Raw genomic sequence first — 18,455 nt, 5'->3', positions numbered from 1 at the left:
GGAAGCCGTCCAGGAGGGCGCGGCAGTCCGCGCAGCCGGCGCGTGCGACGCCAGCTCTGGAGGCAACGGGCCGTCCAGGCAGTCCAGGACGCGTTCGCACTCGGGCGTCATCGCGAGGTCTCCTGCTGAAGGGGGGCGAGCAGCTCGCGCAGGCGCGCATAGCCCCGGTGGGCGCGGACCTTCACCGCGCTCTCCGTGAGGCCCAGGGCCTCGGCGATCTCCGCGAAGCCCATGCCCTCGAAGCGGTGCATGAGGATGGGCAGCCGCTGGCCCTCCGGGAGCTGCGCCAGGGCGCGCTGCACCGCGCGCTCCAGGCCCGCGTCGCGCGGCTCCGGGGTGTCCGCCACGGCGGTGAGGGGCAGCTCGCCCTCCGGGGTGAGGTCCTCCGGACGCCGGTGGCGCGCGCATGGTCCCGCGCGGCGTTGGTGGCGATGGCGTACAGCCAGGGCCGGACGCGGGCGCCGGGTTGATAGCGGCCGCGCGCGCGCACCAGGGACAGGAAGGTGAGCTGGGCCAGGTCCTCCGCGGTGGCGGCGCTGCCCGTCAGCCGCGCCAGGTAGCCCTGGACGGGGCGCGCATAGCGCTGGAAGAGCGCGTCGAACGCCTGCGCCTCGCCCTGGCAGAACCGCTCCATCAACACCTCGTCCGAGTCGCCGGAGGCTCCCGGGGATACCGGCATGTCCCCGGTACGCACGGGCGCGGCGGAAGGTTTCACGGGAGGGGACGAAGGGCTCACGGGGCAGGCGGGGACTCTAGGCCCCGGAGGTGGTTCGCGGGAGAAAGTAGCCCTCCCGCGCGCGGTGTCAGCCCGGCTTCAGGGCAAGGCCGCCGGCCGCAGCCGCGCCAGCCACTCCTCGAAGGCAGGGTGCCCGTGCAGGGGCGACAGGTCCTCGTCGGAGGAGGCATACGCCGCGTCCCGGAAGCCCAGTCCTTCCGCCCGCTGGAGCAGCCGCACCGCCTCCGCCACGTTGCCCGCGCGAGCGAACGCGCAGGCCGCGTCGTACGCGATGCCCGGGTCCGGCGCGTACTTCAGCGCCGCCTCGCTCACCGCCGCCGCCTCTGAATAGGCGCCCCGGATGAACAGCGCCCGCTCCGCGCACCGGAACGCGGCCGCCGGGTCCACGCCGGGCAGCCGCAGCGCCTCGTTCACCTGACCCAGGCGGATGAGCGCGCCCGCGTACTCGTGCATCACGGTGCGGTCCTGCGACTCGCCCCACGCCTGCTTCCAGTAGCCCACCGCCCGGGCGTCATCCCCCACCAGCGAGAACGCCGCCGCCACCGCGTGCATCTCCACCGGCTGGCCCTGCACCTGGGAGAAGTGGTCCAGCGCGGGCCGCCCGTGGCCCTGCTTCAGCGCCACCCAGCCCAGCAGGTAATGGGCCCGGCTGGTGAGCCCCGCGGACAGCCCCGGCGTCTCCAGCAGCAGGTTGCCCAGCCGCCACGCGTCGTCCAGCCGGTCCTCGCGCAGGGCCTGCTGCGCCTCGCGCAGGGCCTGGGCCTTGGGGCCCTCCTCTTCCTTCGCCTCGCTGCGCGCCCGCATCACGTCCGCCAGCACGCGGAACGACTGGTAGCCGAACGAGGCGAAGAGGACGCCCATGAACAGGGCCCCGGTCTTGATGGCGAGCAGCACCATGCCCACGCACAGGCCCAGCGCCAGCACGTGCGACACGATGAAGCCCCGCCGCCCGAACATCCGCGTGGCCAGCGCCGTGCTGATGTGCCCGCCGTCCAGGGGCGGCACCGGCAGCAGGTTCAGCACCGCCCACACCATGTTGGCGAAGAAGAAGTTGCCCAGGAAGAAGTCCGCCACCTCCGAGCGGCCCCGCACCTGCATCAGCACCGCCCAGCACAGGACGCCCAGCGTCAGCCCCGCCAGCGGGCCCGCGAAGCTGCTCACCACGTCCTTGTGCCAGGGCAGCGGCGCGTCCGTGTTGGGCCGGGTGACGCCGCCCATGAAGACCAGGTCCACGCTCGGCCGGTAGCCGAAGAAGCGGAAGGCCACCGCGTGCCCCAGCTCGTGGATGAGCACGGACACGAAGACGATGAACATCCACGACAACACATAGGTCGCCACCGCGCCCATGTGCCCGGGCGACGAGGGGTCGGCCAGCTGGTCCCCCAGCCACCCGGCACCCGAGTGCCGCCCCGGTGATGGGAGGGACTGGTAGGCGAGCACCGCGGAGAAGAGCAGGTGACTCGTGTGGACGTGGACGGGGACGCTCCCGAGCCGAAAACGGAACATGGCTGGGGACCTTAATCGTTGGCCCCCACTCGCGCAGGGTCGTTCTCATGGCCCGCGCGCTTCTGTTCCCCGCCGGGTATAGGGTGTCTTCTTCGCATGCTGAAGCTGGGTCCCTACACGCTCCCCAACCCCTACATCCTCGCGCCCATGGCGGGCGTGAGCGAGCGCCCCTTCCGCGTCATCGCCTTCCGGCTGGGCGCCGCCCTGTGCCCCACGGAGCTGGTGAGCGCCCAGGGGCTGATGCGGCAGAACCAGCGCACCCTCAAGTACCTGCGCTACGACGCGGCGGTGGAGAGGCCCTACTCGCTGCAGATTTTCGGCGGCGAACCGGAGGCCATGGCCCAGGCCGCGCAGGTGGGCAAGGCCGCGGGCGCGCAGCTCATCGACATCAACATGGGCTGCCCGGTGAAGAAGGTGGTGCGCAACGGCGCCGGCAGCGGCCTGTTGTGCGACGTGCCCCGCGCCGCGGCCATCGTCCGCGCCATCCGTGAGGCCACCGGCCTGCCCGTCACCTGCAAAATCCGCTCGGGCTGGGACGCGCGCACGCTCAACTACCTCCAGGTGGCGGAGGCCCTCCAGGAGGCGGGGTGCGCGGGCTCGCCCTGCACCCCCGCACGCGCGAGCAGGGCTACTCCGGCCAGGCGGACTGGGCCCACATCGCGGACCTGAAGCGCCACTTCCCCCAGCTGCCCATCATCGGCAACGGGGACGTGAAGACGGTGGCGGACGCGCACCGCATGCTGGACAGCACCGGCTGCGACTTCGTGATGATTGGCCGGGGCGCCCTGGGCAACCCGTGGCTCTTCCGCGAGCTCGTGGGCGGCCCGCCCGCGACACCCGAGGAGCGCTGCGCCCTGGTGCTGGAGCACGCCCGGTCCCACGCGGAGTTCGTCGGGGACCCCCTGGGCGCGGTGCGCTCGTTCCGCCGGCACCTGGCCTGGTACGCCCATGGCCTCAAGGGCGCGGCGCACTTCCGCTCGGAGGTGAACGGGCTGGACTCGCCGGAGGCGGTGGAGGACAGCGTGCGCCGCTTCTTCGCGGGCGCGGACACGGACCCCACGGCGCCTCTGGAGGAGCCGGAGGTGGACTACCGCGCGGCGCTGGGCTGAGTCGCGCCGCCCGCGCTCGTGGCGGATGGAGGCACCAGCACGCGCCCGGTGGCCACGGCGCGGAAGTAGTCGCAGGCCGGGGTGGGGCGGCGCTCCAGCGTGTCGAAGTCCACGTGGTAGAGGCCGAAGCGCGGGCCCCAGCCCTCCAGCCACTCGAAGTTGTCCAGCAGGCTCCAATAGAGGTAGCCCTGCACGTCCGCGCCGGCCTCGCGCGCGGCCAGCACCTGGCGCAGGTGCGTGTGGAGGTACTCCGGCCGCACCGCCCCCTGCCGGTCGTCGATGCCGTTCTCCGTGACCCACACCGGCTTGCCGTAGCGCTTCACCTCCTGGAGCAGCTGGAGGAAGCCCTCGGGCCGCTTCTCCCACCCGATGTCGGTGAGCCCGCGCCCGTCCGGGTCGCGGTACTTGAAGTCGATGAAGGGCGGGCGCGGCATGAAGCGCAGGTGCGCGCGCGTGTAGTAGTTGACGCCCACGAACTCCACCGAGTCGCGCGCCCCTTCAATCCGCACGTCCGTGGACGCGACCCCCGGCATGAACACGCGCAGGTGGCCGGACGACAGCGCCTCGTGGAACGCGTGGTTGTAGGCGGGGGCCGCCAGCCGCACCAGCGAGCGGTCCAGGGGATGCCACCAGCGGTCCGGCGCGAACGCGAGCATGTTCTGGGAGATGCCCAGCTCCACGCGGCCCAGATGCTGACCCAGCTCCTCGCGCGCGATGACGTGCGCGCGCACCAGGTTGCCCAGCGCGGCCATCGTCTTCGCCCCGTCCGTGATGCCCGGCGGCATCAGGCCCTGGAGGTAGCCGCCCAACAAGAGGACCATCGGTTCGTTGAAGGAGATGACGAGCGCGTCCAGCCCCTCCAACAGGGGCGCGCAGTGGCGCACGTACTGGCGGAAGGCCTCCAGGCTCTCCGGAAGGTGCCAGGGCGTGGACGCGTGGAACCACGTGGGGTGGGTGAAGTGATGGAGCGTCACCACCGGCCGCAGGCCCTGCGCGCGCAGCTGGAGCAGCCGCTCGCGGTAGCCCTCCAGCGCCGCGCCATCGAAGCGGCCTCGCTCGGGCTCGATGCGCGCCCACTCCAGCGACAGCCGGAACGCCGTGGCCCCCACCGCCTTCGCCAGGGCGTAGTCCTCCGCGTAGCGGTTCCAGTGGTCCACCGCGCGGCCGCAGCGGGCGTGGGGCTCCTTCAACTTCCCCTGCCGCTCCCATTGGGCCCAGTCGTTCTCGATGCCGCCCTCCACCTGGTACGCGGACGTGGCGACGCCGAAGGTGAAGGACGCGGGGAAGGTCAGCGCGGTGGAGCTCATGCGGGCGGGCACCGTAGGCCGCCGCCTCCACGACGGGAAGCGACGCGATGCGCGCGCGCCGGATGCACGGCAGCGGACATCCATGCCTGTAGCGCGGACCCTCGAAACGCGCCCGGAGCCGGAAACTCGGCCCCGCACGCGATGCGCCGGACCCCCGGAATGACCGCCCACGAACGGTTCGAAGCGCCCGGAGGCCAAAAATCGGCCTCGCCGCGCACTGCAATACATCACCATGCGTTGACACACTGGCATGTCGCCCGTACCATTCATTTCAAGCACTCACGTTCAGTCCAAAGTGGGTGCAGGGCTCGCGTCCTCGCGGGCCTCAACACTGAACGGAGGATTCCGATGGCCGCGAAGAAGAAGACCGCGAAGAAGGCCGCGTCGAAGAAGACCGCGTCGAAGAAGACCGCCGCCCGCAAGGCCCCTGCCGCCAAGCGCGGTGCGGCCAAGAAGGCCCCCGCGAAGAAGACGGTCGCGAAGAAGGCCGCGAAGAAGAAGACCGCTTCCCGTCGCAAGACCGCGGCCCCGGCGGCCCCGGCGACCCCGGAAGCCTGAAGTCCGGCGTCATGACGGACGTCGGTTGACGTCCGGTGAACGGCTCGGCGAAACCCGCCGGGCCGTTTTTCTTTTGCGGGCCAGGGGTTGACGTCCCGGCGCCCGCGTCCGGGAGGGGCCCATGTCGCTGCGTCCGGTGGAGTTCGGTGAGGTCGTGGCGGAGGCCGCGGCCCGGCTGGTGGGCGCGGTGGCCCAGAAGGCGTGGTGCCCGCTGCCCCGCCTGGCCTACCTGGAGCTGCGCGTCCCGGGCAGATCGGTGGTCCTGTGCCTGTGCGCCGAAGGCGAGCTGTCGCGCCTGTCCGTCGCGCAAGACCGCTTCCCCACGCCGGGCGAGCCCGCCCCCTTCCAGCGCTGGCTGCGCCAGGAGCTCACCGGCTTCAAGCTCCAGGCCGCGCGCTACCTGGAGGACAGCCGCGCCATCGTCCTGGAGTTCGAGCGCGAAGCCGTGCGCCGCCGGCTGGTGCTGGAGGTGGGCGCGCCCGGGGGCCTGCTCCTCCTCAGCGACAACCACCGGGTGCTGATGCTCTCCGGCGAGGGCTTCGGCCCCAGGCGCAACCTCTATCCCGGAGCGCAGTGGTCGCCGCCGGAGCCCGTGTCCCCGGAGTCGCTGGCGAAGGGCCGCGCGCAGCCCTCGCGCCTGGAGCCGCGCGAAGAGGACGCGCTCCCCAAGCTGCAGGCCGCCGAGCGGGTGCTCGGGCAGAAGGACCGCACCAGCCGCGCGGACGCCATCCGCCGAAGGCTGGCGCAGCCGTACCGGGCGCGGCTGAAGCGCTCCTCGCGCACGCTGGAGAAGGTGCGCGCGGAGGCCCAGCGCGGCCCGGAGGCGGAGAAGCACCGCGAGGTGGGCGAGCTGCTCGCGCAGAACCTCCACCGGCTCAAGCGCGGCGCGTCCCAGGTGACGCTCACCGCCTATACGGAAGCCGGCGTGGAGGAGGTCCAGGTGAAGCTGGACCCGAAGCGCACCCCGAAGGAGGAGGCGGACTGGCACTTCCACCAGTACCGGCGCCTGCTGCGCGGCGTGGAGCAGGCCCGCCACCGCGAGGCGGAGCTCGCGCGGGAGGTCGCCCACGCGCGGACGGCGCTCACGCAGATTGAGGCCATGGATGACGCCGCGCTGATGGCGCAGGCCGAAGTGCTCCAGGTGGTCCAGGGCGAGGAGGGCCCGAAGGGGGGCCTCCCCTTCAAGGAGTACGTGGGCCACGCCGGCGCCCGCATCTGGGTGGGGCGCGGCTCGGAGGACAACGACCAGCTCACCTTCAAGGTGGCGCGGCCGTGGCACCTGTGGCTGCACGCGCGGGGCCTGCCGGGCAGCCACGTGGTGGTGCCGCTGGAGAAGCACGCGGAGGTGTCCCAGGAGGTGCTGCTGGACGCGGCGCACCTGGCGCTGCACCACTCGGGGGCGAAGGGCGAGCCGCGCGGCGAGGTGAGCTACCTGCCGGTGAAGTTCGTGCGCAAGCTGAAGGGCGCCGCCCCCGGGCAGGTGACGTATGCCCGGGAGAAGACCTTCGTGGTGCGCATGGAGCCGGAGCGGCTGGAGCGGCTGCTCAAGTCGCGCCATGGGGACCCGGGCCTGCCCTGAAGGACAGGGGCACTGGGACGGATTCAACCCGGGGTGTCACGCTCGGCGTGTGGGCCCGGTCGACAGGCGGACGGGCGTCCAGCCCCTGGCCTTGAGGTTCGGGAAGTGCCGGGTACGATGCCCCCCGCGTGACGCCCGAAGCCTTCCGCCAGATGTCCCTGTTCCCGCGTGGCTCGTCCGCGGAACGCGCCGCCACTTCCGCGCAGCGCGCGCCGGAGGGACAGGCGCCCCTGCCGCCGCGCAACCGCGTCGCGGAGGAAGCCCCGCGAGTCCTCACCGCGTCGCGCGAGGAGCTGGTGGAGCGCGCGGAGTCGCTCGCGTGGCGCCTGAGCGCGAACCTGGGCATGCCGGTGCGCCTGGCCGTGACGGACAACCGCTCCACCATGGTGTCCTTCCGCCGCGGCTCGCAGGTGCTCCAGCTGCGGCTGCACCACATGTTCCTGGACGCGCCGGAAGGCATCGTGCGCGCGGTGGCGGACTACGCGGGCCGCGGCCACCGCGCCGCGGGCGCCCTCCTGGACGAATACATCCGCGGCCAGCAGCCGCTCATCCGGCAGCTGCGGCGTGAGTCGGACGCGGAGCTGAATCCGCTCGGCCGCTGCTTCGACCTGCGGGCGCTCTACAACGGCGTCAACGAGGCCTACTTCCAGAACGCCATCCAGGCCCGCATCGGCTGGGGCCGCATGCCCCCGCGCCGCCGCCGCAAGTCCATCCGCCTGGGCGTCTACGACCACCAGACGCGGGAGATTCGCATCCACCCCGCGCTGGACAAGCCGGACGTGCCCGCCTTCTTCGTGGAGTTCATCGTCTTCCACGAGATGCTCCACCAGCTGTTCCCCAGCAGCAATCGCACCGGGCGCCGCGTGCACCACCCGCGCGCCTTCCGCGAGCGCGAGCGCACGTACCCGCACTACGCCGCCGCGCTGCGTTGGGAGCGCGAGAACCTGGGCACGCTGTTGCGCGGTTGAGCGCACGCCGAGCGGCCTGGACATTTACTGGTTTACCTGCTCGCTCGGGCTCCGTGACTCCTTGACCGAAACGCGGGGGAGCCGGATGTTCGCGCTCCTATGCGACGAGCAAAGATTGTCTGCACCCTCGGCCCGGCCAGTCAGACCCCGGAGATGTTGGAAGCGCTGCTGGAGGCCGGCATGGACGTGGCCCGGCTCAACTTCTCCCACGGCAGCCACGAGCAGCATCAGGCGAACATCGACATGCTGCGCGCGGCCTCGCTGAAGGTGCGCAAGGCGGTGGGCATCCTGGGCGACCTGCAGGGCCCGAAGATCCGCACCGGCCGCTTCATCACCGGCAGCACGGAGCTGAAGCACGGCGCCACCTTCCACATCACCACCGACGAGACGGTGAAGGGCACCGACGAAATCGTGTCCACCACGTACCCGCACCTGGCGGCGGACGTGAACCCGGGCGACCGCATCCTGCTGGACGACGGCCTCCTGGAGCTGCGCGTCGTGGAGACGGACAAGAAGCAGCTCATCAAGACGGAAGTGGTGCACGGCGGCACGCTGAAGAACAACAAGGGCATCAACCTGCCCGGCGTGGCGGTGCGCGCGGACGCGCTGACGCCCAAGGACCGCGAGGACCTCATCTTCGGCCTCAAGGCGGGCGTGGACTACATCGCGCTGTCCTTCGTGCGCCAGCCGTCGGACCTGGACTCCGCGCGCCAGGCCATGGCGGAGGTGGGCCGCACGGTGCCCATCATCTCCAAGCTGGAGAAGCCGGAGGCCATCGCGCGCCTGGACGCCATCCTCGACAAGACGGACGGCGTGATGGTGGCCCGCGGCGACCTGGGCGTGGAGATTCCCCCGGAAGAGGTGCCGGCCGTCCAGAAGGACATCATCCGGCGCTCCAACCTGCGCGGCCTGCCCGTCATCGTGGCCACGCAGATGCTCAACTCGATGATTGACAACCCGCGCCCCACGCGCGCGGAGGCCAGCGACGTGGCCAACGCCGTGTACGACGGCGCGGACGCGCTGATGCTCTCGGGTGAGACGGCGAGCGGCAAGTTCCCCGTGGACTCCGTGCAGATGATGGAGCGCATCATCCTGGCGGCCGAGTCCTCCTCCCGCGCCCAGCACCAGCCGCGCGTGATTGAGGCCCCGCTGGGTCTGCCGCTGCACTTCCCGGACGTCATCGCGCGCGTGGCGTGCGAGGCGGCCAAGGCCAGCGGCGCCTCGCTCGTCGCGGCCTTCACGCTGTCGGGCGTGACGGCGCGGCTGCTCGCGCACTACCGGCCCACGGTGCCGATTGTCGCGTTCAGCCCGAACCAGGAGGTGCGCCGCCGCCTGTCGCTGCTCTGGGGCGTGGTGCCGCGCGTGCTGGAGCCCATCCAGGAGACGGAGACCATGCTCCGCCGCGTGGAGGAGGAGCTGGTGTCGCGAGGCCTCGCGCGCAGGGGCGACCGCGTGGTGGTGGTGTTCGGCGCGCCGGTGGGTCAGCCGGGGAAGATCAACAGCCTCCGGCTGCACACCATCAGCGCCTGATGCCGTGCCCTACGCCGGGCCCTTCTTGAGGGCCGGCGGGGAATCTCCGCCTCGACGAAGATGGTGAAGAGGTCCTTGTCCAGCTGTCCGGACCCCGCCTCCTTCTTGAGGATGTCCAGCGCGAGCGTGTGAGGCACGGCCTTCTTGTAGGGCCGGTCGCTCGCGGTGAGCGCGTCGTAGATGTCGCAGATGGACATCATCCGCGACTGCACCGGAATCTCGGGGACGGCGCGAGGGTAGCCCGTGCCATCCAGCTTCTCGTGGTGCGCGTAGGCAATCTCCGGCACGCGGCGAAGCGCGCGAGTCCACGGAATCTGCGACAGGAAGCGGTACGTGTGCTCGACGTGGCTCTCGATCTCCCGGCGCTCCTCCGGAGAGAGCGTGCCGCGGGTGATGGAGAGGGATTGGATTTCATGGGGCAGCAGCAGCGGCTGCCCATGGTCGTGCGCGTCGGTGTAGCTGAGCTTGCCCAATTCCAGCAGCCGCTCGAAGTTGCCCTGCGCGAGCACCGTCGGCTTGTTGCAGGTGAGCAGGAACCCCATCACCTCATCCAGCTGCGCCAGCTCCTGGGCGAGCCGCGCGTCCTCCTCCTGGTGGATGGAGGGCAGGGCGGACAGGCCGCGAGCCTCGACCGACGCGAGCCTGCGCCGGGAGCTCTGCAGCTGCAGGTCCTTGCGAGCCAGCTGGAAGCGGGCGCGCAGCGTCTCCAGCTCATGCGGGTAGAGCTTCTCCGCCTTGACGAGCACGTTCTCGCGCACGCCCACCTTGCCGAAGTCGTGCAGCAGCGACGCGTACCGCAGCTCCTGCAGCTCCACGGCGGTGAAGCGCGTCTGGGCATACGGACCGGTGGTGTGGTGCTCCAGCGCCCGGGCCAGGGACACGGTGAGGTCCGCCACGCGGCCGGAGTGGCCCGCGGTGGTGGGGTCGCGCGCTTCGATGGCGACGACGGACGCGGAGACGAAGCCCTCGAAGAGGCGGTTGATCTCCTCGTGGAGGAGGGCGTTCTCGATGGCGCCGGCGGCCTGGGCGCCCAGGGCGAGCAGCAGCTCCTCGTCCTCCGCGTCGAAGATGCGTCCGCCGCGCTTGTTGAGGGCCTGGATGACGCCCGTCACGTCTCCATTCGCGTCGCGCATGGGGACGCAGAGGATGGTGTGGGTGCGGTAGCCGCTGGAGACGTCGAAGCTGCTGTTGAAGCGGGGGTCGGCGTAGGCGTCGGGGATGTTGATGACGGCGCCGGTGTGGGCGACCTGGCCGGCGATGCCGCTGCCATGGGGAGGCGGATTTCATTCTTGGAGCCCTGGGCCACCTTGCTCCACAGCTCCTCGCGCTCGCGGTCCAGGATGAAGAGCGAGCAGCGGTCCGACTCCACGACCTTGGTGGCCTCATAGAGGATGAGGGGCAAGAGCAGGTCGAGGTCCCGCTCGGCGCTCATCGCCTTGGCGACATCCAGGATGGACGTCAGCTTCGCGAGCCGGCGGGACAGGTTGGGGGAGGCGGGCACGGACTGGGGAAGCACCGGGGCGGGCTCCGTGAGATGCGGCGGATGGCCGCGGGCGCGCCAAGTTGTAGCACGCGCGGTGTGTCGGCCGCCCGGCCCCCCCACCTGCTGGGTTCACCTGTGTCCGCCAGGTCTCTGTCCAGTCGGGCAGAGGTACCGTGGCCAACGGGAAGCGGTTATGAAGCGCCGCCATGACCCGCCCCATCCGCATCTCTCCGTCGCTGCTCTCCTGTGATTTCAGCCGCCTGGGTGAGGAGGTCCGCGCCATCGAGGCTGATGGAGCCGACTGGATTCACGTGGATGTCATGGATGGCAGGTTCGTCCCCAACCTCACGTTGGGGCCGCCCATCGTGGAGGCCATCAAGCGGGTGGCGACGAAGCCGCTGGACGTGCACCTGATGATTGTCGAGCCGGAGAAGTACGTGGACGCGTTCGTGAAGGCGGGCGCGGACGTGCTGACGGTGCACCAGGAGGCCAGTCCCCACCTGCACCGCACGCTCCAGCAGATTCGTTCTGCGGGGGCGAAGCCGGCGGTGGTGTTGAACCCGGGCACGCCGCTGGTGGCGATCGAGGAGGTGCTGGGGGACGTGGACATGGTGCTCTTGATGAGCGTGAACCCGGGGTTCGGGGGGCAGTCGTTCATCGAGTCCACGGTGGACAAGGTCCGCCGGCTGCGCGCGATGTTGGACGCGCGGGGGCTGGACGTGGACATCGAGGTGGACGGCGGCATCAACGCCGAGACGGCGAAGCGCGTGGTGGCCGCGGGGGCGACGGTGCTGGTGGCGGGCAGCTACGTGTTTGGCGCGAAGGACCGGGCGGCGGCCATCCGTTCGCTGCGTCCGTCGTGAGTCAGGCGGCTTCGGGGGAAGCGGGCGGGCGCACGGCGGCGGCGGCCATGCGGGCGATGCGGGCCATGAAGGTGGGGTCGCACGGCTTCACTTCGTAGTCGTCGGCGCCCAGCTCGAAGCACACGTGGCGGGTGAACTGGTCCTCCACGCCGCTGAGCATGATGACCTTGGAGTCGCGCGTGGCGGGGTCCTTCTTCAGCTGCGCGAGCAGGTCCCGGCCGTCCTGGTGCTGGTTGATGTCCAGGATGATGACGGCGGGGCGGTGCTTGCGGGCCAGCTCCAGCACATGTTCGGAGGTGGTGTCGGACACGCACACGAGGCCGGAGCGCTTGGCCTCCCGGGCGAGTGCGGACACGACGAGGGGCTCATCATCCGAGATGAGGACAGTGGGGGCAGTCATGGTCCTCTGTGGGGGAACAGGGGCGGATCAACGTGCAACACCTTGGAACTACAGGAAGGCCCGGATCTTGTGAAGAGGGTGAACATTGTCCCGTCCTGAAGGGTAGGTAGGACAACAGTCGAGGGAGCAGGGGAGGCGGGGAGGGGTGGGGAAGGGAGGGGCAAAAGAGTCCGTTGACTCACGGAAGCGGCTCGGATAGATCCGCCCACGCTTCGTCGGGCCCGAGGGCAGTTCCCGGCGCAGCACCGGATATCGGGGAGTGGCTCAGCCTGGTAGAGCACTTGGTTCGGGACCAAGGGGTCGCAGGTTCAAATCCTGTCTCCCCGACCATTCAAGAGGGCGCGGAATCCGAGGAGAAATCCTCGGGTCCGCGCCCTTAGTTTTTTGGGACCAAGAGGTCAGCAGCAAACTCGCAGCAAGCGAAGGGTTTTCATCTCCGGCGGGGTTACCCCCGCTAGCTTCCCGAAGGCTTGGTGGGCGGCTTGCGACCAGTCTCTCTTCGGCCATGAACCGATCAAAGGAAAAGCGAGAAAGATCGGCGGTCCGAGTCTCATTCAAGTTCCCGCCTGCGTCGCAGGTAGGTTCTTCAGTAGCGAGCGTAAGCATCAGGTCGCATCCGGTTTTTTGGATTTTTCTAAACCGGCGGGTTTTGCTCGGTAAGCTACATGCTCCCGCCATTGGTCCACCTCCCGGTCCGTATCAGCGGTACCATTCTAGCCTCAATAGGTACTCATGGCCGCGGCTCAGCCAATTCCCCTCATCGTCAACAAGCGCCTGAGCACTGGCGCGCGTGACATCGTTAAGCAGCACCAAGCGCACGAACTCTTCTTTGCTGTCGTGGGTCACGTCGGCTCTGGTACGACCACAATTGCAGAGAAGCTGAAGACGCTTCTTGAAAACCCGACGGCTATTGGCGGGCCTTACCAAGTTTGTATCCTCAAGGCGCGAGACGTGATTGAGGAATGGGTGAAGGAGGTTGGGCACCCCCCCTCAACTGCCGACCGAGGCACCTTCCAGTACGCGAAGTACCTCCAGGACTGCGGTGACGCAATGCGGGAGGGTGAGCACGCTGCAGTTGCCCGCCGCTTGGTGAGGCGGATCCGCCGCGCCCGGGCCACGATGCAGGGGATTGAGCAGCCAGCCGCGAATCAACCTGTTGAGCCTGATGGCAAGCCGCGTGCCTACATCATTGATGCATTCCGCCACCCGGCGGAGGTGCATCTGCTGCGCTCCCTCTATCAGAACGCATTCGCACTCATCGGCGTGGTCTGCCAAGACGACGTGCGTCGCGGGCGGCTCGTAGAAAAGTTCCCGCGTAATGCTGGCCAAGCCGATGTCGAGGACTTTATGTCCCGCGACGCGAAGGACCCGGACAAGAAGCACGGGCAGCGGGTCACGGACGCATTCCACCTCGCCGACTTTTTCATCGACAACAGTGAGAGGCGGTACCTTGAACTGGAGCGAGGCGAGACGGACCCGCAGGAGAACCCTGACTGGAACGTCCCTGATGACCTCCAGCGACTCGTTCGCATCGTCACCCATGCAAAGGTGGAGCGCCCGACGACGGCCGAGTACGCGATGTACGCCGCGCACGGCGCTAAGATGCGGAGCGCGTGCCTGTCACGCCAGGTGGGGGCAGCGCTGGTTGACGAGCGTGGGAATATTGCCGCAACTGGAGCCAACGAAGTGCCCAGGGCGGGCGGTGGCGTCTACGGCCAGGGCTTTGAAATTATAGAGCCCAGCGCGGAGCACAGGTGCGCGTTCCGCAAGAACGTCTATTGCAGCAACACCAAGGAGCAGGACGCGATCATCGAAAAGCTCCTCAAGTTGCCGACTCTGGAAAAGCTCCTCAAGTTGTCGACTTCGGAGAAGTCTCCTTCTGCCGAAGAGATGCGGCAGGCATTAAAGAACGAACTCCGGCGCTCCCCCATCGGCGGGCTTCTCGAATTCAGCCGGGCGGTTCACGCTGAAATGGACGCCTTGTTGAGTGCAGCGCGGCAAGGCGTCACCCCACAGGGGGGACGGCTGTTCGTCACGACGTATCCTTGCCATTACTGCGCGCGTCACATCGTGGCATCCGGTGTGACGGAGGTCCAATATGTTGAGCCTTATCCCAAGAGCCGCGCCTTGGACCTGCACGGGGACTCCATCACTCATACTGTCAAGGGCTGGACGCCCCCTCCGGGGACAGGCAAGAAGGTCTTGTTCCGTCACTTCACGGGAGTCGCGCCGCGCATGTTTGAGCGCGCCTTCCAGAAGGATCGGGAACTCAAGTCAGAGGCGGATGGCAGGTTCCAAATGGGTGAGCCCGATTGGGGCACGGCATGGGGTGTAAGCAAGGTGAGCTACGCGGACCTGGAACAACAACTCGATGTCGAGTCAGGGGAGAGCCGTGGCTAAGGAGCGTCTCTCCTCTCATCTCAAGCTCGTCGTCCTTGCAGAAGGGAGCAAGAAGCAGGAGCAGGCCAAGTCGCCGAGGTCCGCGCCTGCACAGTTGCCTCTGCTCTATATTCCTGACCCGCGGCTCTTGGGGCTCGTGGACATGGCGGGCATGGTTGCTGATCCGTTCGTTGCATTGCTCCAACAGGTCAGGCCTCAATGGATCATGGACTTGCGCGCCGTGCCACTCTTCGATCTGGGCGGAACAAACCGGCGCTGGTTTTTCGATTTGTTCGAGCAGCTCGGAACCAAGTATCGAGACGTGTCCGGGCGATTGGGGATCACCTCAACCAACGACGCGAGTCTAGCCTCCGGCCACGCCGCTCACGCAATCAGCAGCTTGCTGCGTTCTGAAGGCGGCGTGAGCGCTCCAGGTCCCCTGCTCGTTCTTCTCGACGGGCCGGAGAGTGTGGCCATCGCATCCCGCGTTCTCCCGCAGGCGCTACAGCCCATGCCCAGGGGCGGATGGGAACTGCATTGTTTGAACGTCCAGGCGCTTGCTGATGCATCAGATGGGAGCTTCATTCGCACGCCCTGAACCTCCCTCGACTCGGCGGCTCTCTTGCAGTTTGTGTGAATCCAGAGGCATGCGAACGGCTGAGTGAGGATCTCCCGCTCGTTGCCCATGAATCAAACGAAGTGCAGGAGGACCACAAAACCGAAGCATGCTCAGTGGGAACTACGAAACCGGGGCAACTTCACACAGAGCCGCAATGTGAAAAAGGCACACAATACCGCATGGCGGCGCTTCGTCGGGCCGCAAGGCGTTGTGCTGTCTCGATGGCATCAGCATGGACTTTGGCTTGTGCATGCAGTAAGGATGCCGATAATTAGAGTATCAACTATGGCAATGGACGTATCATGAATGTGATTTCAGTCATCAACTACAAGGGCGGTGTCGGGAAAACCACCGTATCAGCCAATCTGGCTGCCGAAATGGCATTTCGTGGCAAGAAAGTTCTTGCCATTGATTTAGATCCACAGGCCAGTCTGACATTCTCTTTTTTGCGCGTTGATGATTGGCGCAGGCTTTTCGAGAAAACGAAGACAATTAAGAGCTGGTTTGATGCCTTTATTGATGATGACAAGGAACTTGATCTCTCAAGTCTGATTGTCAAGCCCAAGCGCGTAAATGAGCGGCTCGCGAGTCGTGGAGGACGCGTTGACCTGATTTGCTCCCATCTCGCCTTGATTAATGTAGATCTGGAACTGGCAACCCGCCTGAGCGGAGCCTCTGAACGGCAGATGCGTGCGAACTTTTTGCGTGTCCACTCTCGGCTCAAGCATGGGCTCGCAAGTATTGAGGAGGGCCGCTATGATGTCGTTTTGATTGATTGTCCTCCGAATTTTAATATCGTCACGAAGACAGCAATAGTCGCCAGTGATTTTTTATTGGTCCCAGCCAAACCGGACTATTTGTCGACATTGGGAATAGAGCAACTCCAGAGGCATGTAGCCGAGCTTGTTGGGGACTACAATAAGTGTGTTGCGAACACCAAGGATGATGCCTGGGAAGCCATCTCTCCGGAAATCATGGGTGTGCTTTTTACGATGGTTTCCGTCAGAAATGGCAGCCCCATTTCTGCGCAAGAGCAGTACGTGCAGCAGATCAAGTCGCTTGGGATTCCTACGTTTAATACAATGGTGCGTGATAACAAAACGAGGTATGCGGACGCCCCTGAATATGGCGTTCCTGTTGTGCTTGAGGTCGCGTACGGGCAAACTTACGAGAGTGTTCGAGAGGAACTTGAGGCTCTTGCAACCGAAGTGCTTTCGAGGCTGCCGTGAAAAACCGCCTTGGAAAAGATATTTCCCGAGCGTTCGGACTGTGTGCTGATTTCTTGGAGCGGCTTTCAAGTGAGGAACTTGAGAGTTTTCTTCGAGGAAATCTCAAGCTTGCGCTTGTCGATGTTTCGGAGCAGCCCGTAGAGCGCTCCTTCTCGGGACAACCGCCAGCAGAGCACTCTTCCGGGAGTGGTTCGCGCGATTGGGTTGGCTCAAGCGCTGAAATGAAGTTGCTCATGGACGCGCTTCAGGCAAGCAAGACGCGCGAAGATGTTCTGGGTGTCATTCAGAGAGATGGACGTTTTAATTCACGTGAAAAGCTAGTCCAATTTGCACGAATGTTGAGGGTGCATGTTAATAAGTCCGACAAGCGCGAGATGATAGAGGACAAGATAGCAGAGTCAATTGTCGGCGTGAGGTTGCGTTCTGAGGCTATTCAGGGTGTTGACTTGAAAGGCACTGCGCGGGGGAAAGATTAGTGACAACTTTGATGCTATTTGTTTGATTGTGTCCGAGGGGCGGGCAGGGAAAGGTGTCAAAGACTGGTTCCGACACCTCGTCTCCTATGAATCGTCTGATGCCTTCGCTGCCTCCTATCGATTGCCGGCGAGTACTCGAAGGGCATCGGGCTCATCGGCCGCTCCGTCGAGCCGCTCCTCGGTGAGCGCGCCCTCGCGGAAGCTGTGCTGATCGCTAGGGAGCGTTGTAGAGGCATCCGGACGCAGCCCCTGGGCGAATTCTAGGGACTCGGATAGATTTGGGAGCCGTAGGTTCAGTGTCCCCGGCGCGGAGTCTCGTTCACCTGCATCGGGCTGAGCTTCCAGCCACCTCAGGGTTTCGTTGAAGGACCGGGCCCGTCCCTTTTCACGCAGGGAGCGCCATTCCTCTCCCTTATCTTCGACGGCGATGATGGCGTCAGCGTCGTGCTCGACGGCGAGTGCTATCCACCAGTCCGTAGTCATGGGGATGCGTGAAGCTGGGAGCACGGCCTCATCCGGGAGCTTGGCTTTCACACTTGCAAGCTTGGCCGCCTTCCATGCGGCAGTCGTGGTGTAGCGGCTGTTGAGCAACTCGGCCCAAGTCTCGGCGGTGGTACGGTCGATTGGGGCTCCAATGACCTCAATGTCCTGTTGTTTGAGGAAGCTGTCGATGAGTTGGGGCGAGAAGTCTGACCCATGGCGCTCACGCACCTGGCGACAGATCTCGAGGTGGACCTGTGCTGGAACGACCACTCGGATGCCCTTGGGACGCGCCTTCGTGACGAGCTCGCGGACGTCTTTGGGGCTACGTGCGACATTGCTATCGAGCCAGAGAGTGGGCCTACCCATGGTGCTTGTCCGTCTCCGGATCTGCCAGGAGTGTCGCGAGATCCTCCTCGCGCCAAGTCTCCCATGCCCTCCTTCCCTTGAGGAACCACAGTTGGCCACCACCGGTGAGTTGCAAATCCTGGCGCATGAGTTCTGGAATCCGGGTGTATCCATCCCGAGTAACCCAGCGCTCCTCAGCACCCATGGCCTTGGCTTCCTGCGCGAGTGCTCGGTGGCTTGCGTTGGTGCTTGGGGCGCGTGTCACCTGGGTCTGGCCGGAAGGGGTCCGCGAGAACTGGACGACGCTCGGGCCATCAAAGGTGGGCACATGGCTCTCAATGATGATCTGATCCTGTAAGCCTTCGTGGACTTGCGAGCGGAGGATCTCTCTGAGGAGATTCTGATTGGAGACGTCCAGACTCAGTTCGGGTTCCTGGATAGCAAGAATGGCACCAGCACTCAGGGTTGTGACCGCACAGAGCCTGACGAGTTGCTGTTCGCCAGAGCTGAGTTCCTTCAAGGAGAGAACGGACTTTCCTCGCTCCTCAAAGGTCAATTCGGGTAGGGAGCCATCGGCCAAGCGATCGATGGATACTTCCTTGCCCCGAAGAGTTGAGAATCGCTGCAGCTGTTCCGTGAAACTCCGCCACCGGCCCCTATCGCGAGGACTGAAGGAGGTTCGTAGCTTGAAAAGCTCTTCGGCGATCGTGGCATCTAGCGAGGAATCATGACTCTTGTGGCTCGAAGGAGGCATGCCGATGGGAATCAAGGATTGCGCAAGGTAACTATTAGGACCGAAGGGGGTTCGATCCGAGGTCAGGAATCGATTCGTATCGGAAGAAAGGGTAGATCGTCGTTGCTTTCAGTCAGCTGCAGCCGTAAACG

15 protein-coding genes, 1 tRNA gene and 3 pseudogenes are annotated in these 18,455 nt (G+C 66.5%); 11 read left to right on the top strand and 8 right to left on the bottom strand.

Going from position 1 to position 18,455, the window contains the following annotated elements; all coding sequences use genetic code 11:
• Positions 1-107: 107 nt before the first annotated feature.
• The 3 genes and pseudogenes from ACLEQD_RS15300 to ACLEQD_RS15290 form a co-directional block, all read right to left on the bottom strand.
• Positions 108-446, bottom strand: a complete 339-nt coding sequence (locus ACLEQD_RS15300; RefSeq protein ID WP_410384731.1) for an RNA polymerase sigma factor — start codon at positions 444-446, stop codon at positions 108-110.
• Positions 431-634 (bottom strand): annotated as a pseudogene (locus ACLEQD_RS15295) (sigma factor); the annotation flags it as partial. The pseudogene ACLEQD_RS15295 and the gene ACLEQD_RS15300, both read right to left, overlap by 16 nt.
• A 180-nt stretch (positions 635-814) precedes the next feature.
• Positions 815-2,242 (bottom strand): site-2 protease family protein, encoded by a 1,428-nt coding sequence (locus tag ACLEQD_RS15290; protein ID WP_410384728.1) that lies wholly within the window; start codon positions 2,240-2,242, stop codon positions 815-817.
• A 96-nt stretch (positions 2,243-2,338) separates the two neighbouring features.
• Here ACLEQD_RS15290 and dusB point away from each other — a divergent pair.
• Positions 2,339-3,351: pseudogene (gene dusB, locus ACLEQD_RS15285) on the top strand (tRNA dihydrouridine synthase DusB).
• Here dusB and ACLEQD_RS15280 read toward each other — a convergent pair.
• The gene (locus ACLEQD_RS15280) at positions 3,330-4,658 is read right to left on the bottom strand and encodes a glycoside hydrolase family 1 protein (RefSeq protein ID WP_410384726.1); all 1,329 of its coding nucleotides are present in this window, start codon (positions 4,656-4,658) and stop codon (positions 3,330-3,332) included. The pseudogene dusB and the gene ACLEQD_RS15280 sit on opposite strands and share 22 nt — an antisense overlap.
• A 348-nt stretch (positions 4,659-5,006) precedes the next feature.
• On the opposite strand from ACLEQD_RS15280, the gene ACLEQD_RS15275 reads away from it, so the two are divergent.
• The 4 genes from ACLEQD_RS15275 (at position 5,007) to pyk (ending at position 9,293) form a co-directional block, all read left to right on the top strand.
• Complete coding sequence (locus tag ACLEQD_RS15275) at positions 5,007-5,216, top strand: hypothetical protein (RefSeq protein WP_410384724.1); 210 nt, start codon at positions 5,007-5,009, stop codon at positions 5,214-5,216.
• A 121-nt stretch (positions 5,217-5,337) separates the two neighbouring features.
• The gene (locus ACLEQD_RS15270) at positions 5,338-6,795 is read left to right on the top strand and encodes an NFACT RNA binding domain-containing protein (RefSeq protein ID WP_410384722.1); all 1,458 of its coding nucleotides are present in this window, start codon (positions 5,338-5,340) and stop codon (positions 6,793-6,795) included.
• Positions 6,796-6,947: 152 nt separating this feature from the next.
• Positions 6,948-7,763 carry a hypothetical protein gene (locus ACLEQD_RS15265; RefSeq protein ID WP_410384729.1) on the top strand — a complete coding sequence of 272 codons (816 nt, stop codon included), beginning with the start codon at positions 6,948-6,950 and terminating at the stop codon, positions 7,761-7,763.
• 99 nt (positions 7,764-7,862) lie between these two features.
• Positions 7,863-9,293 (top strand): pyruvate kinase, encoded by a 1,431-nt coding sequence (gene pyk / locus ACLEQD_RS15260; protein ID WP_410384720.1) that lies wholly within the window; start codon positions 7,863-7,865, stop codon positions 9,291-9,293.
• Positions 9,294-9,325: 32 nt separating this feature from the next.
• Here the strand turns inward: pyk and ACLEQD_RS15255 are convergent.
• A pseudogene (locus tag ACLEQD_RS15255) lies at positions 9,326-10,809 on the bottom strand (GAF and HD-GYP domain-containing protein); the annotation flags it as partial.
• Between the two features lie 173 nt (positions 10,810-10,982).
• Here ACLEQD_RS15255 and rpe point away from each other — a divergent pair.
• The gene (gene rpe / locus ACLEQD_RS15250) at positions 10,983-11,639 is read left to right on the top strand and encodes a ribulose-phosphate 3-epimerase (RefSeq protein ID WP_410384718.1); all 657 of its coding nucleotides are present in this window, start codon (positions 10,983-10,985) and stop codon (positions 11,637-11,639) included.
• A gap of 1 nt (position 11,640) precedes the next feature.
• On the opposite strand, the gene ACLEQD_RS15245 is transcribed toward rpe, so the two are convergent.
• Positions 11,641-12,039 carry a two-component system response regulator gene (locus ACLEQD_RS15245; RefSeq protein WP_171422248.1) on the bottom strand — a complete coding sequence of 133 codons (399 nt, stop codon included), beginning with the start codon at positions 12,037-12,039 and terminating at the stop codon, positions 11,641-11,643.
• A 253-nt stretch (positions 12,040-12,292) separates the two neighbouring features.
• Between ACLEQD_RS15245 and ACLEQD_RS15240 the strand changes: the two genes are divergently transcribed.
• From ACLEQD_RS15240 to ACLEQD_RS15220, 5 genes are all read left to right on the top strand, one after another.
• A tRNA-Pro gene (locus ACLEQD_RS15240) sits at positions 12,293-12,369 on the top strand.
• Between the two features lie 402 nt (positions 12,370-12,771).
• Positions 12,772-14,439 carry an anti-phage dCTP deaminase gene (locus ACLEQD_RS15235; RefSeq protein ID WP_410384715.1) on the top strand — a complete coding sequence of 556 codons (1,668 nt, stop codon included), beginning with the start codon at positions 12,772-12,774 and terminating at the stop codon, positions 14,437-14,439.
• Positions 14,432-15,016 (top strand): hypothetical protein, encoded by a 585-nt coding sequence (locus ACLEQD_RS15230; RefSeq protein ID WP_410384713.1) that lies wholly within the window; start codon positions 14,432-14,434, stop codon positions 15,014-15,016. Before ACLEQD_RS15235 ends, ACLEQD_RS15230 begins: the two co-directional genes overlap by 8 nt.
• A gap of 323 nt (positions 15,017-15,339) precedes the next feature.
• Entirely contained in the window at positions 15,340-16,266 is a 927-nt protein-coding gene (locus ACLEQD_RS15225) for a ParA family protein (protein WP_410384711.1), read from the top strand.
• Positions 16,263-16,742, top strand: coding sequence for a hypothetical protein (locus tag ACLEQD_RS15220; RefSeq protein WP_410384709.1), 480 nt, complete (start codon positions 16,263-16,265; stop codon positions 16,740-16,742). Before ACLEQD_RS15225 ends, ACLEQD_RS15220 begins: the two co-directional genes overlap by 4 nt.
• 114 nt (positions 16,743-16,856) lie before the next feature.
• Here ACLEQD_RS15220 and ACLEQD_RS15215 read toward each other — a convergent pair whose 3' ends face one another.
• Both ACLEQD_RS15215 and ACLEQD_RS15210 read right to left on the bottom strand, forming a co-directional pair.
• Positions 16,857-17,453 carry a hypothetical protein gene (locus ACLEQD_RS15215; RefSeq protein WP_410384707.1) on the bottom strand — a complete coding sequence of 199 codons (597 nt, stop codon included), beginning with the start codon at positions 17,451-17,453 and terminating at the stop codon, positions 16,857-16,859.
• A gap of 130 nt (positions 17,454-17,583) precedes the next feature.
• Positions 17,584-18,150 carry an AAA family ATPase gene (locus ACLEQD_RS15210; RefSeq protein ID WP_410384706.1) on the bottom strand — a complete coding sequence of 189 codons (567 nt, stop codon included), beginning with the start codon at positions 18,148-18,150 and terminating at the stop codon, positions 17,584-17,586.
• Positions 18,151-18,455: the final 305 nt, after the last annotated feature.

Source organism: Corallococcus sp. 4LFB (assembly GCF_046520365.1).
GTDB lineage: Bacteria > Myxococcota > Myxococcia > Myxococcales > Myxococcaceae > Corallococcus > Corallococcus caeni.
Note: the sequence above shows the minus strand (reverse complement) of the source record. Positions and strands in the feature narration are given on the sequence as shown.